Source organism: Acinetobacter pullicarnis (assembly GCF_006352475.1).
Classification (GTDB): Bacteria; Pseudomonadota; Gammaproteobacteria; order Pseudomonadales; family Moraxellaceae; genus Acinetobacter; species Acinetobacter pullicarnis.
Map to the genome: position 1 here is coordinate 24,098 of NZ_VCMZ01000001.1, position 15,895 is coordinate 39,992.

7 protein-coding genes, 2 tRNA genes and 3 rRNA genes are annotated in these 15,895 nt (G+C 41.5%); 10 read left to right on the forward strand and 2 right to left on the reverse strand.

Features of this window, described 5'->3' with window-relative positions; translation table 11 throughout:
* The first annotated feature begins 631 nt into the window (after positions 1–631).
* From FD716_RS00090 to FD716_RS00125, 8 genes are all read left to right on the forward strand, one after another.
* Positions 632–2,171, forward strand: a 16S ribosomal RNA gene (locus FD716_RS00090).
* Between the two features lie 96 nt (positions 2,172–2,267).
* Positions 2,268–2,344: transfer RNA gene (locus tag FD716_RS00095), tRNA-Ile, on the forward strand.
* Between the two features lie 80 nt (positions 2,345–2,424).
* A tRNA-Ala gene (locus FD716_RS00100) sits at positions 2,425–2,500 on the forward strand.
* Positions 2,501–2,865: 365 nt separating this feature from the next.
* A 23S ribosomal RNA gene (locus FD716_RS00105) occupies positions 2,866–5,757 on the forward strand.
* Between the two features lie 182 nt (positions 5,758–5,939).
* Positions 5,940–6,054, forward strand: a 5S ribosomal RNA gene (gene rrf / locus FD716_RS00110).
* The 16S, 23S and 5S rRNA genes sit together here with 2 tRNA genes alongside, the layout of an rRNA operon.
* 268 nt (positions 6,055–6,322) lie before the next feature.
* Entirely contained in the window at positions 6,323–7,417 is a 1,095-nt protein-coding gene (locus FD716_RS00115; protein ID WP_139850402.1) for a glutamate carboxypeptidase, read from the forward strand.
* A 50-nt stretch (positions 7,418–7,467) separates the two neighbouring features.
* A protein-coding gene (locus FD716_RS00120) for an IS4-like element ISAba1 family transposase (RefSeq protein WP_088631513.1) occupies positions 7,468–8,558 on the forward strand; the annotation gives its coding sequence in 2 pieces (ribosomal slippage) (positions 7,468–8,008 and positions 8,008–8,558; 1,092 coding nt in all).
* 39 nt (positions 8,559–8,597) lie between these two features.
* Positions 8,598–8,798, forward strand: a complete 201-nt coding sequence (locus FD716_RS00125; protein WP_323808195.1) for a M20/M25/M40 family metallo-hydrolase — start codon at positions 8,598–8,600, stop codon at positions 8,796–8,798.
* A gap of 94 nt (positions 8,799–8,892) precedes the next feature.
* On the opposite strand, the gene FD716_RS00130 is transcribed toward FD716_RS00125, so the two are convergent.
* Complete coding sequence (locus FD716_RS00130; protein ID WP_228714974.1) at positions 8,893–9,474, reverse strand: lytic transglycosylase domain-containing protein; 582 nt, start codon at positions 9,472–9,474, stop codon at positions 8,893–8,895.
* A gap of 116 nt (positions 9,475–9,590) precedes the next feature.
* Entirely contained in the window at positions 9,591–12,944 is a 3,354-nt protein-coding gene (locus FD716_RS00135; RefSeq protein WP_139850403.1) for a DEAD/DEAH box helicase, read from the reverse strand.
* A 471-nt stretch (positions 12,945–13,415) separates the two neighbouring features.
* Here FD716_RS00135 and FD716_RS00140 point away from each other — a divergent pair, with 471 nt between their 5' ends.
* Together FD716_RS00140 and fimA are read left to right on the forward strand one after the other, a co-directional pair.
* On the forward strand, positions 13,416–14,510 hold the full coding sequence (locus FD716_RS00140) for an AI-2E family transporter (RefSeq protein WP_139850404.1): 1,095 nt from the start codon (positions 13,416–13,418) through the stop codon (positions 14,508–14,510).
* Positions 14,511–15,109: 599 nt separating this feature from the next.
* Positions 15,110–15,658 carry a type 1 fimbrial major subunit FimA gene (fimA, locus tag FD716_RS00145; RefSeq protein ID WP_139850405.1) on the forward strand — a complete coding sequence of 183 codons (549 nt, stop codon included), beginning with the start codon at positions 15,110–15,112 and terminating at the stop codon, positions 15,656–15,658.
* Positions 15,659–15,895 lie beyond the last annotated feature (237 nt).

Sequence of the window (15,895 nt, forward strand, 5' to 3'; positions counted from 1 at the left end):
ACTGAAGCTATTCAACGTTATTTAAATAAAAAATTGGTGTCTTTTCCTAAAAGGCACCGATTTTTGCATTTAGCTTGTAGGAATATGAGTGTATTGGTGATTAACTGGTCGATTTGGTTTGGTTGAAGTAGATATAAATAATGGTTAAGTGGATTTATATAAATAAAGTCATTGGTTTTGGTTATAAAAGCAACTGACAAAGCATTTAATCGGGTATTTGGATTGAAAAATAGCCACCTGATAGAAATAAGATGAAATAGGGGTTGCGCACGATTTTTTTTCGCCTATAATGCACATCCATCGGCGGTGATGTTAATAAGAACTTGTTGAATAACAAGCACTTAGCTTTAAGTTAAGGTGTTTGGATTGCAGATAGGGGCTTTAAATTAAATAACATTACTTGTTGACTTTCTAAATAAAGAGAGTAACATAGCCGACCTAGCTTGCTGCTGACGAAGCAGTAAGTAAATCATTAAGAGATTATGAAGAACAACTTGTGTGGATTTTTACTGGTTGATTGATCAAATATTATCATTGATTGATTGGTAGAAATTACTCGAAGTTTATTTGAGAAATATTTGTCAGTTATTTGATGAGCCAAGATTTGTAGCCATAAGCTACTAATGATTTTTAACTGAAGAGTTTGATCATGGCTCAGATTGAACGCTGGCGGCAGGCTTAACACATGCAAGTCGAGCGGGGAAAGGTAGCTTGCTACCTGACCTAGCGGCGGACGGGTGAGTAATACTTAGGAATCTGCCTATTAGTGGGGGACAACGTTTCGAAAGGGACGCTAATACCGCATACGCCCTACGGGGGAAAGCAGGGGATCACTTGTGACCTTGCGCTAATAGATGAGCCTAAGTCGGATTAGCTAGTTGGTGGGGTAAAGGCCTACCAAGGCGACGATCTGTAGCGGGTCTGAGAGGATGATCCGCCACACTGGGACTGAGACACGGCCCAGACTCCTACGGGAGGCAGCAGTGGGGAATATTGGACAATGGGGGGAACCCTGATCCAGCCATGCCGCGTGTGTGAAGAAGGCCTTATGGTTGTAAAGCACTTTAAGCGAGGAGGAGGCTCCTATAGATAATACCTATAGTGAGTGGACGTTACTCGCAGAATAAGCACCGGCTAACTCTGTGCCAGCAGCCGCGGTAATACAGAGGGTGCAAGCGTTAATCGGATTTACTGGGCGTAAAGCGTACGTAGGCGGCTAATTAAGTCGGATGTGAAATCCCTGAGCTCAACTTGGGAATTGCATTCGATACTGGTTAGCTAGAGTATGGGAGAGGATGGTAGAATTCCAGGTGTAGCGGTGAAATGCGTAGAGATCTGGAGGAATACCGATGGCGAAGGCAGCCATCTGGCCTAATACTGACGCTGAGGTACGAAAGCATGGGGAGCAAACAGGATTAGATACCCTGGTAGTCCATGCCGTAAACGATGTCTACTAGCCGTTGGGGCCTTTGAGGCTTTAGTGGCGCAGCTAACGCGATAAGTAGACCGCCTGGGGAGTACGGTCGCAAGACTAAAACTCAAATGAATTGACGGGGGCCCGCACAAGCGGTGGAGCATGTGGTTTAATTCGATGCAACGCGAAGAACCTTACCTGGTCTTGACATAGTAAGAACTTTCCAGAGATGGATTGGTGCCTTCGGGAACTTACATACAGGTGCTGCATGGCTGTCGTCAGCTCGTGTCGTGAGATGTTGGGTTAAGTCCCGCAACGAGCGCAACCCTTTTCCTTATTTGCCAGCGGGTTAAGCCGGGAACTTTAAGGATACTGCCAGTGACAAACTGGAGGAAGGCGGGGACGACGTCAAGTCATCATGGCCCTTACGACCAGGGCTACACACGTGCTACAATGGTCGGTACAAAGGGTTGCTACCTAGCGATAGGATGCTAATCTCAAAAAGCCGATCGTAGTCCGGATTGGAGTCTGCAACTCGACTCCATGAAGTCGGAATCGCTAGTAATCGCGGATCAGAATGCCGCGGTGAATACGTTCCCGGGCCTTGTACACACCGCCCGTCACACCATGGGAGTTTGTTGCACCAGAAGTAGGTAGGGTAACCGTAAGGAGCCCGCTTACCACGGTGTGGCCAACGACTGGGGTGAAGTCGTAACAAGGTAGCCGTAGGGGAACCTGCGGCTGGATCACCTCCTTAACGAAAGATTGACGATCGGTAAGAATCCACAACAAGTTGTTCTTCAACTGTGTCTTGCAAAAGATTTAAAGCGATTCGTTGCTTTAGGTTTTCTCAGGGTCTGTAGCTCAGTTGGTTAGAGCACACGCTTGATAAGCGTGGGGTCACAAGTTCAAGTCTCGTCAGACCCACCATTCACTTTTTAAGTGTGGTGATAAAACGATGTTTTAGAACTTATGAGAAGCAAAGATAGAGTATCTCGAATAGATTATCTGGGGACTTAGCTTAGTTGGTAGAGCGCTTGCCTTGCACGCAGGAGGTCAACGGTTCGACTCCGTTAGTCTCCACCATATAAAGTTAGGTTTCTGGAATCAGAAACAAAGAATTTAACTGCAAAGTTAGATTATAGAATTTAGTAAAAGTTGTTCTTCATATCTTGGTGATCAATTTTATTAAGTTCTGTGATTTATCACAGTTTGCTACGACCTGACGAAGGCGTAGTTAATCATTAACAGATTGGCAAATTTGAGTTGAAATTAATTGTTTTAGCTCATTGTTTCGAAAGGAACGATGAGTACTAGCGAAGAAATTAACTGAATCAAGCGTTTTGGAAAACGAAAATAGATTGAAGCTGTACAGTGTTTAAATACACAGTACTTCAAACTGTAATGTTGCTAACCCTCCTTGTAGGGGTTACGACTGTTTGGGGTTGTATAGTCAAGTAATTAAGTGCATGTGGTGGATGCCTTGGCAGTCAGAGGCGATGAAAGACGTAATAGCCTGCGATAAGCTCCGGGGAGGCGGCAAATATCCTTTGATCCGGAGATTTCTGAATGGGGAAACCCACCTACTATAAGGTAGGTATCGTATGATGAATACATAGTCATACGAGGCGAACGAGGGGAAGTGAAACATCTCAGTACCCTTAGGAAAAGAAATCAATTGAGATTCCGTCAGTAGCGGCGAGCGAACGCGGATCAGCCCATTAAGTTATGTGTGTTTTAGTGGAATGCTCTGGGAAGTGCAACCATAGTGGGTGATAGTCCTGTACACGAAAGGGCACACATAATGATGACGAGTAGGGCGAGGCACGTGAAACCTTGTCTGAATATGGGGGGACCATCCTCCAAGGCTAAATACTCCTGACTGACCGATAGTGAACCAGTACCGTGAGGGAAAGGCGAAAAGAACCCCTGTGAGGGGAGTGAAATAGATCCTGAAACCGCATGCATACAAGCAGTGGGAGCCGACTTGTTCGGTGACTGCGTACCTTTTGTATAATGGGTCAGCGACTTATATTCAGTAGCAAGGTTAACCGTATAGGGGAGCCGTAGAGAAATCGAGTCTTAATAGGGCGTTTAGTTGCTGGGTATAGACCCGAAACCAGGTGATCTATCCATGAGCAGGTTGAAGGTTGGGTAACACTAACTGGAGGACCGAACCCACCGTCGTTGAAAAGCCGGGGGATGACTTGTGGATAGGGGTGAAAGGCTAATCAAACTTGGTGATAGCTGGTTCTCCCCGAAAGCTATTTAGGTAGCGCCTCGGACGAATACCATTGGGGGTAGAGCACTGTTTCGGCTAGGGGGTCATCCCGACTTACCAAACCGATGCAAACTCCGAATACCAATGAGTACTATCCGGGAGACAGACTGCGGGTGCTAACGTCCGTAGTCAAGAGGAAAACAATCCAGACCGCCAGCTAAGGCCCCAAAATTATAGTTAAGTGGGAAACGATGTGGGAAGGCATAGACAGCTAGGAGGTTGGCTTAGAAGCAGCCACCCTTTAAAGAAAGCGTAATAGCTCACTAGTCGAGTCGGCCTGCGCGGAAGATGTAACGGGGCTAAAACTATATGCCGAAGCTGCGGATGCATAATTTATTATGCGTGGTAGGGGAGCGTTCTGTAAGCCGATGAAGGTGTATTGAGAAGTATGCTGGAGGTATCAGAAGTGCGAATGCTGACGTGAGTAACGACAATGCGAGTGAAAAACTCGCACGCTGAAAGACCAAGGGTTCCAGTCCAACGTTAATCGGGGCTGGGTGAGTCGACCCCTAAGGCGAGGCCGAGAGGCGTAGTCGATGGGAAATTGGTTAATATTCCAATACTTCTGTGTAATGCGATGAGAGGACGGAGAAGGTTAAGTCAGCCTGGCGTTGGTTGTCCAGGTGAAAGGTTGTAGGCATGTATCTTAGGCAAATCCGGGGTACTCTATGCTGAGAACTGATACCAAGCTAGTTTACTAGCGAAGTGGCTGATACCCTGCTTCCAGGAAAAGTCTCTAAGCTTCAGTTACACAGGAATCGTACCCGAAACCGACACAGGTGGTCAGGTCGAGTAGACCAAAGCGCTTGAGAGAACTCTGCTGAAGGAACTAGGCAAAATGGTACCGTAACTTCGGGAGAAGGTACGCTGTTGACGGTGATAGGATTTACTCCTTGAGCGGTTGACAGCCTCAGAAACCAGGCCCCTGCAACTGTTTATTAAAAACATAGCACTCTGCAAACACGAAAGTGGACGTATAGGGTGTGATGCCTGCCCGGTGCTGGAAGGTTAATTGATGGGGTTAGCGTAAGCGAAGCTCTTGATCGAAGCCCCAGTAAACGGCGGCCGTAACTATAACGGTCCTAAGGTAGCGAAATTCCTTGTCGGGTAAGTTCCGACCTGCACGAATGGCATAATGATGGGGGCGCTGTCTCCAGCAGAGACTCAGTGAAATCGAAATCGCCGTGAAGATGCGGTGTACCCGCGGCTAGACGGAAAGACCCCGTGAACCTTTACTGCAGCTTGACATTGAACTTTGATCTTACTTGTGTAGGATAGGTGGGAGGCTTTGAAGTAGCGACGCTAGTTGCTATGGAGCCATCCTTGAAATACCACCCTGGTAATATTGAGGTTCTAACTCTGTCCCGTTATCCGGGACGAGGACCATGTCTGGTGGGTAGTTTGACTGGGGCGGTCTCCTCCTAAAGAGTAACGGAGGAGTACGAAGGTGCGCTCAGCGTGGTCGGAAATCACGCGTAGAGTATAAAGGCAAAAGCGCGCTTAACTGCGAGACCAACAAGTCGAGCAGGTACGAAAGTAGGTCTTAGTGATCCGGTGGTTCTGTATGGAAGGGCCATCGCTCAACGGATAAAAGGTACTCTGGGGATAACAGGCTGATACCGCCCAAGAGTTCATATCGACGGCGGTGTTTGGCACCTCGATGTCGGCTCATCTCATCCTGGGGCTGAAGCAGGTCCCAAGGGTATGGCTGTTCGCCATTTAAAGAGGTACGCGAGCTGGGTTTAGAACGTCGTGAGACAGTTCGGTCCCTATCTACCGTGGGCGCTGGAAATTTGAGAGGATCTGCTCCTAGTACGAGAGGACCAGAGTGGACGAACCTCTGGTGTACCGGTTGTGACGCCAGTCGCATCGCCGGGTAGCTATGTTCGGAAGGGATAACCGCTGAAAGCATCTAAGCGGGAAGCCTACCTCAAGATAAGATTTCCCAAGGACTTTATGTCCTCTAAAGAGCCGTTGAAGACTACGACGTTGATAGGTTGGATGTGGAAGCATAGCGATATGTGAAGCTGACCAATACTAATTGCTCGTGAGGCTTGACTATACAACACCCAAGCAGTTGTATGCGCAATCTATTCTTTGACAAATCGCTTGATTTAGTTAATCAAACCGCTAAAATAAACAAAAAATTTCAACTCAATCAGCCCTTCTGTTAATAACTCTTTTGGTTAAGATAGTACGGATGTCGAATACGACGTAAAACCCGAAATCACCATAAACAGTTGTGCTGGCGACAATAGCAAGAGTGAACCACCTGATCCCTTCCCGAACTCAGAAGTGAAACCTCTTTGCGCTGATGGTAGTGTGGGGTTACCCATGTGAGAGTAAGTCATCGCCAGCTCATTAATTCCTAAAAACACCCCAGTCAGCGACTGGGGTGTTTTTTTATGCGCGGAAAAAGAAATGGAAAATAAAATAGCATGTAAAAATAATTGAAATTATTCGCTTAATTTTAGAGCTAAGAAGATTATGATGAAAATTGGTATTTAGCCCGATAAAAGTAGCATTTATCTCTAAACATGTGATACATACAATGAGCGAGTGAAAAGCAGTATTTCTTGATTGAATTGATGCATTATGCAATGTGAAAATACATGGAGTTTAAAGACATGCGGAAAATAAGCTTATTGGTTTCAAAATCCTCTTATTTTTTATTATCTCTTGGCGTGATGGGGAGTCTGGTAACCACAAGCGTCTATGCGACAACAGAAAAGTTGAAGCAAGTGGTGACTGCTGACCAACAAGCCTATTTAAGCACATTAAAAGATTTGGTTAATATTGAATCAGGAAGTAAAGATTTAGCGGGTGTTAATCAAATTGCAAAATTGGTCGCAAAACGTTTAAAAAATACAGGTGCTGAAGTTAGTATCATCGAGACCAAAGACATCTACCGTATGGATGATACGCCAGCGCAAACGGGTCCTGTCGTAAAAGCCGTGTTAACAGGGCAAGGCAAAAGTAAAATTATGCTGATTGCACATATGGATACGGTCTATCAAAAAGGGATGTTAAAAGACCAGCCATTTAGAGTGGAAGGCAATAAAGCATATGGATTAGGTATAGTCGATGATAAACAAGGTGTTGCTGCGATTATCCATGTCTTAGAAACATTGAAAAAAATAAATTTTCAGGATTATGGCACCATCACGGTATTGATGAATTCGGATGAGGAAATTAGCTCACCAGGTTCGCGTAAACTTATTACTGAAATTGGCCAAGATCAAGATGTGGTTTTATCTTTTGAGGGCGGTGGTAAAGATGGCAGTTTGCGTTTGGCGACCAGTGGTATTGGTGCAGCTTATTTAGATATTAAAGGAAAATCCTCTCATGCTGGTGTAAAGCCAGAAGATGGGGTCAATGCTTTAACTGAGCTTGCCCATCAAGTCGGTCAAATGCAGAATCTATCCAATCCACAAACGGGTCTAAAGTTAAATTGGACCGTTGCAACAGCGGGTAAAACACGTAATGTGATCCCAGATTCAGCTGCTGCACAAGCTGATGTACGTGCGTTAAAGGTAGAAGATTTTGATCAACTAGAAAAGACCTTGCAAGATACCGTGAAAAATAAAAAACTGGCAGAAAGTCAGGTAAGTGTGAAATTTGAAGTACGTCGTCCCCCTTTGGTCGCAAATGATAAAGCTAAAAAATTGGCTGAACAGGCGCAGTCTATTTATAAAAATGAGCTCTGTACACGACAAAAATAGATAACTCATTGAAATAATGTCATAATAATTGTTTTCTAACGACGAATACTATGACACATCTCAATGAGTTATATCTTATCTTAAACAAATATCTAAAATGGAACAAGTCACATTTAAAGTGCTTTGCGCTCATCATGCTTGTGATTATTTTAAAGCAAACATGTAATCTTTCTTCTGCATCTAAAGCCTTGCCCATCAAGTGCTTACCACAATCATTTTATCGACGTATGCAGCGCTTCTTTGCAGGTCAGTATTTTGATTATCGTCAAATTTCTCAGTTGATTTTCAATATGTTTTCATTCGACCAAGTGCAACTGACTTTAGATAGAACCAATTGGAAATGGGGAAAACGAAATATTAATATCCTGATGCTCGCAATCGTTTATCGTGGAATAGCGATACCTATCCTTTGGACATTGCTTAATAAACGTGGAAATTCAGATACGAAAGAGCGTATTGCTTTGATTCAACGCTTTATAGCCATTTTTGGTAAAGACCGTATTGTGAATGTGTTCGCAGACAGAGAGTTTATCGGTGAGCAGTGGTTTACATGGTTAATTGAACAAGACATCAACTTCTGCATTCGTGTTAAAAAAACTTCATTGTCACCAATCATTTAGGAAAGAATCATAAAATTAGTGATTTATTTCGCCATCTTAAAGTTGGTCAAATTGAATGTCGTAAACGACGGATTTTGGTTGGTCGGGTGAAACTATATATAAGTGCACTACAGTTAGAAAATGGAGAGCTTTTACTCGTCGTTTCTCCTCAGTTTAATGCCAATGCTATTCAGGATTATGCATTACGCTGGGAAATTGAAACCTTATTCAGTTGTCTCAAAGGACGCGGGTTTAATCTTGAAAATACGCGCTTGACAGACCCTAGACGAGTGAAAAAATTGATTGCGGTGTTAGCTATAAGCTTCTGTTGGTGTTACTTAACGGGTGAATGGCAACATGATCAAAAAAAAGTGATAAAAATAAAGAAGCATGGACGACTCTCAATGAGTTTATTTCGCTATGGTTTAGACTATGTTCAAATGGCGATTCAGCGTTTAATTGGTTTTGGGAAAAAAGAAGAGTTTAAGGAAATTTTGGCAATTTTAAGAAGGCAGAACCCTGATAGGATAAGGGTTCTGTGAAATTTGTCGTGTACAGAGAAAAATGAGTTAAATTTGCCAATGAATGTAGTGAGTACCGCAACGGGTGGTGGTACAGATGCTGCCTTTGCAGGTGCGAAATCTGATGCTGCGGTGATTGAAGGTATGGGACTTTCAGGAGATGGTGCACATTCAAGTCATGCAGAATATATTTTAATAGACAGTATTGTGCCACGTTTATATATGGCGACACGCTTAATTATGGATGCCTCTAAAAAATAGTAACCAGCTTGGTGCTTATTTTAGCAAAGCCCCATATTGAGGAATCACTATGGGGCTAACGAATCATATGGCTATTATTATTTAAAGCATGCTTTTATAAGGCATGCTTTAATGCTTTCTCATGCTGTTTTACTTGTCTTGCGTATTTTTTACCTTGGCGTTTCATTTTCCAGCTGTTGTTATAGCCAGTTGGGCCAACATTATAATAAGCCAATGCCTTTTTCCAACTTCCTGCAGATTGATTGTAGTTGGCCAAGATATAGCTACCACAATTAATATTTACCCATTCATCATAAAGATCACCCGGGCATTTCTGTTGCCAAAATCGTGGCATGACCTGAGTCAGTCCGACTGCACCTGCAGAAGAAACTACACGGCTACGATAGCTGGATTCTTGGCGAATCATCGCTGCCAACATTAAGGGCGCCATATCTTGTTTATCTGCACTTTGAATAATCATGGGGGATACACGATCTGCAGTAGTTTTGGGTACTGAATAGGCACGTTGAATCCCATTGGAAAGCTTGGCTGAACGGGAAGCAAGTGAGCCACTATGTGGGCCGAGTGTGGTACATCCAACCATGACTAAGCTGAGCCCAACTAAGCTAACTTGGGCTGCATAGGATTTTAATTTGGATAAACTGGGAGCGAAGAAAGATAAAGCAGACAAAATAATAAGCCAAGTAAAGTGAGATCAAATTAAGCCCATGTTAGAGGGCGAAATAATTCGAGTCAATACGAGTTACTTTACAAGATTGTTCTTAAGTTCAGTGTATTACCTTGTGATCTTAATTAAAACTGCTCAAGCAATTGCATCATATCCTCATTCGATAACTTCACTTCATCTTGCTGATCATGACTTAAAACAGATTGTGCCAGTTGTGCCTTATGTTGCTGTAGCTCAAGTATTTTTTCTTCAATGCTTTGATTGGTAATTAGTTTATAAACAAAAACAGGTTTGTCTTGTCCAATCCGCCATGCACGGTCTGAGGCCTGATCTTCTGCAGCAGGGTTCCACCATGGATCATAGTGAATGACGGTATCGGCAGCCGTTAAGTTCAGTCCTACACCACCTGCTTTCAGGCTGATTAAAAATACAGGGACTTGTTCAGACTGGAAAGTTGTAATGACTTCATCGCGTTTCTTGGTCTGTCCAGTCAGCTTGACGAGGGGGATATTGATTTGTTTGAGACCATTTTCAATCAGTTGTAGCATGCTGGTAAACTGCGAGAAGATTAATATTCGTCGGCCTTCCTCCACCATTTCCTCCACCATGCTCATTAAATGTTCAAATTTAGCCGAAGTTGCATCTTGGACAGCAAAAGTATCAAGCTTCAGTAAACTCGGATGGCAGCAGACTTGGCGTAATTTGAGTAATGCATCTAAGATTTGGATCTGACTGCGATGAATGCCTTTTTCAGCAATGATCTGGCGAATATTGGTTTGCATCGTAGCACGAACAGCCTCATACAATTTCGCTTGTTGATCATTCATTTCAATATTAACTTCAATGGTGGTTTTCGCAGGTAATTCTTTGGCAACATCCGTTTTTAGACGACGCAGCATAAACGGTTGAATTCGAGCAACCAACTTAGCTCTTTTTTGCTGATCGGCTTGTTTTTCAATCGGGGTGCGATATTTTTTATTGAAAACGTCTTGTGAATACAAAAAGCCAGGCATTAAAAAATAGAACAATGACCACAGTTCACCTAAATGGTTTTCCATGGGCGTTCCAGTCAGGCAAAGACGATGGGTTGCTGTCAATTGTCTAACCACTTGAGCGGCTTTGGCACGTGGATTTTTAATATTCTGTGCTTCATCTAAAATAAGCAGATGATATTGATGTTGCGCGAAAAGATCTTCATCTCGAGACAACAGCGGATAGGTACTTAAAATAATATCGTGCTGTGGAATTCGATCAAACAAAGCATGGCGTTGTGGCCCATGAATGATCATGACTTTTAGATCTGGTGTGAATTTCTGGGCTTCTTTAAACCAGTTCTGCATTAATGAGGTTGGGGCAATAATCAGTGCTGGTTGTTGTAGGCGACCAGCTTGTTTTTCCAATAAAATATGTGCCAAGGTTTGTGCTGTTTTACCGAGCCCCATATCGTCCGCCAATATGCCGCCATGCTCAGTTTCTCTTAAAAACTGTAGCCATGCGAGCCCTTGTTGCTGATAAGGACGTAATTCACCTTGGAAGCCTTGTGGTGTTGGCAATTGTTGTTGATAGCCTTGTTTTAACCGATCTGCAAAGCCTTGTAAACGTTGATTTCCTTGCCACTGCATTCCCAGATGGTGCGCTAAACCCAGTAACTGACTGGCATCGTAGCGATCAATTTGACGAGTGTCAGGTTGTTCTAAAATTTCTTTTAAATAGAACAAAATAGGCTTTATTTCTTTAAAGGGAATAGCCAATTGTGGCTGATCTGGTTGCAGCATAATTTTAAAGAAATGATGGTCTGATAAACGATCAAGATATTTAGGATCAAGTAATTGTGGTGTTTGTTCAATGATATTGGCAAGTAGTTGAATTAAATCATAGGATTGGCCTTTACTGTCTTGGACAGTAAGACCAACCTGAAACCAATCACGTTCAAAAGACGAATCTTCAAGCGACAGCTGCATGTTCTGGCCGAGTTCTAGGTTAAATAGGCTTTGAGCCGTGTGTTCGACTCGCCATCCCGAAGATTCGAATTGATTTTCGGGTAATAGACGTTGCAGCCATTCGTCAATTGTTGCGCCGATGACATTATCGAGTGTTTCTTGTTGAAAGATCGCTTTGGGGAGTTGCTTGAGCTCCTTGGCCCAGCTAAAAGATGGCAGCATCTGTTTAAGCTGCTGTATATATTTATTTTCTTGATTTAAGTCACGTTGTTGTTTGACAGTATTGCCCTGATACATCCCCATAAAACTTTCATTTTCTGTACCAGCAATAATACGTCCAGCAGGATATTCAAACTCAATTTCAGCCAGTGCGTACTGCAAACGCTGCTCATAGAGTGCGAAGCTACCAAAACGTAAAATCGGGATCGGTTGACCTTCTAAAACGGGTACATCTTGCAGTGATTGTGGTTGCGGGAGGGAAATACTATCCGGTAGATTTTTGAGCATTTGATCAAACTCACCCAATAGCGTTACTGGAATTGCAGGCATGCTGAGTAAGTGATCTAGCGTTTTAGCCGGGAAACTACTCTTTAATAGTCCAACCTGTTGTTGTAAGGTATCGATATAACACAAAGGATTTGTTTGAATAATCTGTAAATGTGTGACTTCATTGAGCGGGATACGACGCTGTTGTTGATCAACGATATACAGTGCTAATTTTTCCATTTGTGGTCGTATATCATTTTGCCAAATACTTTCTAAATCATAGGTCACCTCACTCCAAGTGAGTGCAGGATTCTGATGATGTTGCCAATAGACCAAGCCACTTTCAATGATATTTTTAAATTGTGGTAATGGCATACCAGATACATCTAAGTGACCGCTAAACTGCGCTTGCGATGCATTTAATTTGGCGTAGAAATAAATTTGAATAAATAAGGCTCTCGCTGTTTCAGAAAGCTTAAGTCTTTGATTTAAAATATTATCATAACTGGTATACAGATTTGCATCACGAATTTCACCCTTTTTATTGCGTCTTACCTTTTGTACTTGAAGGCTTATTTTGTGGCCTTGATTTTTTTTATCAAAAATATAAATTAGATGATTTTGCTGAGCAGCAGCACTGTGTAGATCGGGCTGAACTTCTACTAAATGTTTTTTAAAATCAGTAAGCCAATTTTTAGCATCACGAATATCTTGGCTGCTTGCGCTACTTTCTTTTGGGTTTGTATTCAGCCCTGAATTAAGTGAAGCATGTTGTAAATGTTCAGCATAAAAAAAGCGTGCCAAGGCGGCAGCATGTTTGCAGTTATCACCGACAGGGCAGCTACAATCCGTTTCAGTTAAGCGACCAAGCAACGAGTGATAATAGATGGTGGTATCGTAATAGTCCGTTCCTTCTATTTGAGCATAGGCAATGGTGGTGTTGCCATCGGTCATGATGTCTAATGTTTCAAGATCGATATTTTGAACATAATTCACGCTGCGTTGAATTGTGACTTGACTAAACCTTGATAAAAACTTGTTTAAACTAGACATACATACGATTAAATTAAAATAAACATAGATTAGTATAAAGCAGATTCAAGTGATATTGATTAGAGAAAATTAATAAAGTCATTGCAGCCTACCCTTGGTCATCATTTTAGACTATTTCTATTCGGTCTTATTTAGGTCATTTTAAGCACACATAAAAAATAACCCCATCATCCTGACGGGGCTATTTTCATATCATGTGATGGGTATAACTCCTGTCATACCGAGCGCATCCTGCTGTTAATTTCATCTTATTATTTTTCTTTTTTGGAAACTTCCTGTTTCCTGTTAAAGCTAGAATAGGTCTATTTGGGTTGGGTAGATACAAGACATTTTCCACAGCGGCTGTAAGCCAAAACTGACAATTGGGTAGTCGCTTGGATTATTGTTTTCAGGTAAAAAATCATATTGGCTTATATATTGTCAAAATCGGCTAAAATTCACTTACTTATTTGTAGTGATTGGATTGGCAGCATGCAGCACAACCCTAAAACGTGGCAACAGACATTACAGACACTGGTATTTTTACTGTTGTTTATTATTTTATCGGGCTGGTTGCTTCAAGTTGGGCAAAGTTTTTTGTTGCCTGTCTTTATTGCAGCAATTTCGATGTATATTTTGGTGACTTTAACCGAATGGCTTGGTCGTTTACCTTTACTTAATCGAACGCCTGAGTGGTTAAGGCGCATTTTAGTATTGATTGGATTTATCGCAACGATGTTTGGACTCAGCCATATTATCGTTACGACTGGTGAAAAAATCGTGAGTTCTGCACCAGCATATCAAGCTAATCTTGAAAAAATGATTGTACAGCTCAGTATGAAAATGGGCTGGGGCCAAGATCCTGATTTGAAAATGCTATTAGAAATGAGCATTGATAAAATTAATATGCAGTCTGTATTCACTTCGATACTCTCTGCACTGAGTTCTTTAACGGGCATGATTGTATTGGTGGTGGTCTATGCGCTATTTATGCTCAGTGAACGAGGTGATTTTGCGAGTAAATTAGCACTCGCATTTCCAGGGCAAGGGGCTGCGCGTACCAAAAATTTGGTGATGGATGTAAACCGTAAAATTGGTGATTATTTAGCGATTAAAACTTTAATTAATCTTATCCTTGCCGTGATCTCATTTATTATTTTGTGGCTATGTGGTGTAGAACATGCGTTGTTCTGGGCACTCATTATTGGTCTATTAAATTATATTCCTTATATCGGCTCGTTATTAGGCGTGGTCTTTCCTGTATTACTCAGTATCGTCCAGTTTGGTTCATTGCATATGACAGTTCTGGTTGCCAGCTTATTAACCGTAGCGCAAATGTATGTGGGTAACGTGCTTGAACCTAAAATGATTGGTAAGCAAATTAATTTATCGCCATTTGTCGTTTTAGTTTCATTGTCATTGTGGTCATCTCTATGGGGCGTTGCAGGAGCAATTTTAGCGATTCCATTAACCTCAATTTTAGTCATTATTTTTAGTGCATTTAAATCGACACGTGCTTTGGCCATTTTATTGGTCGATGACCCAAGTGCTTATGAAGCTGAAGCCAAGTCGCTTGATCCCCAATAAAGTAAACCTTATTCGGTTTAAGAGTCGCTTCTTAAACCGAATAAGGTGCGCATTGTCAAAAATAAACAACGATTTAAAAAATCCCAAAGATGGTTTTGTTCATGTCTGTTTATTTGAAGCCTTGATTTGATATTTATTTTAAATTTAAGTCATTAATATAAGTCCATGAAAATATTTATTGAATCAAACTGTTTCACTCGATTTCATTTCAAAAAATACGTTGGCAAATAAAGGGGGCATGTTCCACCTCCATTTACGCTTGAGTTTGAGTAATATATCTTTGGTGATCCTGCGGCTAAAAACAACATAACAATAACGCTCACAGGTGTATCTTCTCCTGTTGCTGGAGCGATAGATTGGCTTGGTAAGCCTAGTTAAATAATATAAATGTTGTAAAAAACAAAAAATAATCTACGTATTTTAACAAATATTACACATTCGGATAATTTATTGAGTCTTACGGACAAGCTCGGCTGAAAGATTATGAAGATAATAAGCTATGTCTACATATATGCATAAAATGCTAAATGTGTGATGTATATCACTTTGTTGGTTTTGAATATACAAAGGATATTCTTTGAATTTATAGGAATGAAGAAATGAATTTTAATAAAATTGCAATTGCGTCAATGATGATGTTTGGTGCTGCTTTAACTCATGCTGCTGACCCAGTGACTGTACAAGGCGGTACTATTCATTTTGAGGGTGAGTTAGTCAATGCTGCTTGTGCTGTTTCTACAGAAAGTGCGAACCAAACTGTTGTATTGGGACAGTATCGTACAGCAAGTTTAGCGAACGTTGGTGATATGACAACGCCAGTTCCTTTCACAATTAAACTTGTTGACTGTGATCCTGAAGTGCATAAAACAGCGTCAGTTTCTTTTGCAGGCACAACAATTCCAAATGACACTGAACTTCTAGCAACATCTGCTGGTGGTACGAACGGTATTGCTGCAAAAAATGTCGGTATTCAAATTAGCGATGATACTTCAACAATCCTTAAAGTTGATGGTGCTGATAAAGGATCTGTAAAAACACTTCTTAGTGGTAATAACGTACTTGACTTTACTGCACGTTATGTTGCAACAGGAAAATCAACAGCTGGTGCGGCAAATGCTGATGCAACTTTCTTTATTAATTACCAATAAGTAATTTTAATGCATAGATAATAATACAAGGGGTGTATACCAAGATTTTAATATTTATTCTAAGTTTTAGGTAGACATGAATATAGAAAGTATCACTCTTTTTTATTATTAACTTTGTAAGGTGTTCTTTAGCTATAAGGAACACCATTTCTTTTGTTATTGATCCTAGGTAATGCAAAAAATATTTTATCTTAAAAATAATTAAAATAATAATAGTTTTTTCTAACCATATGCTTG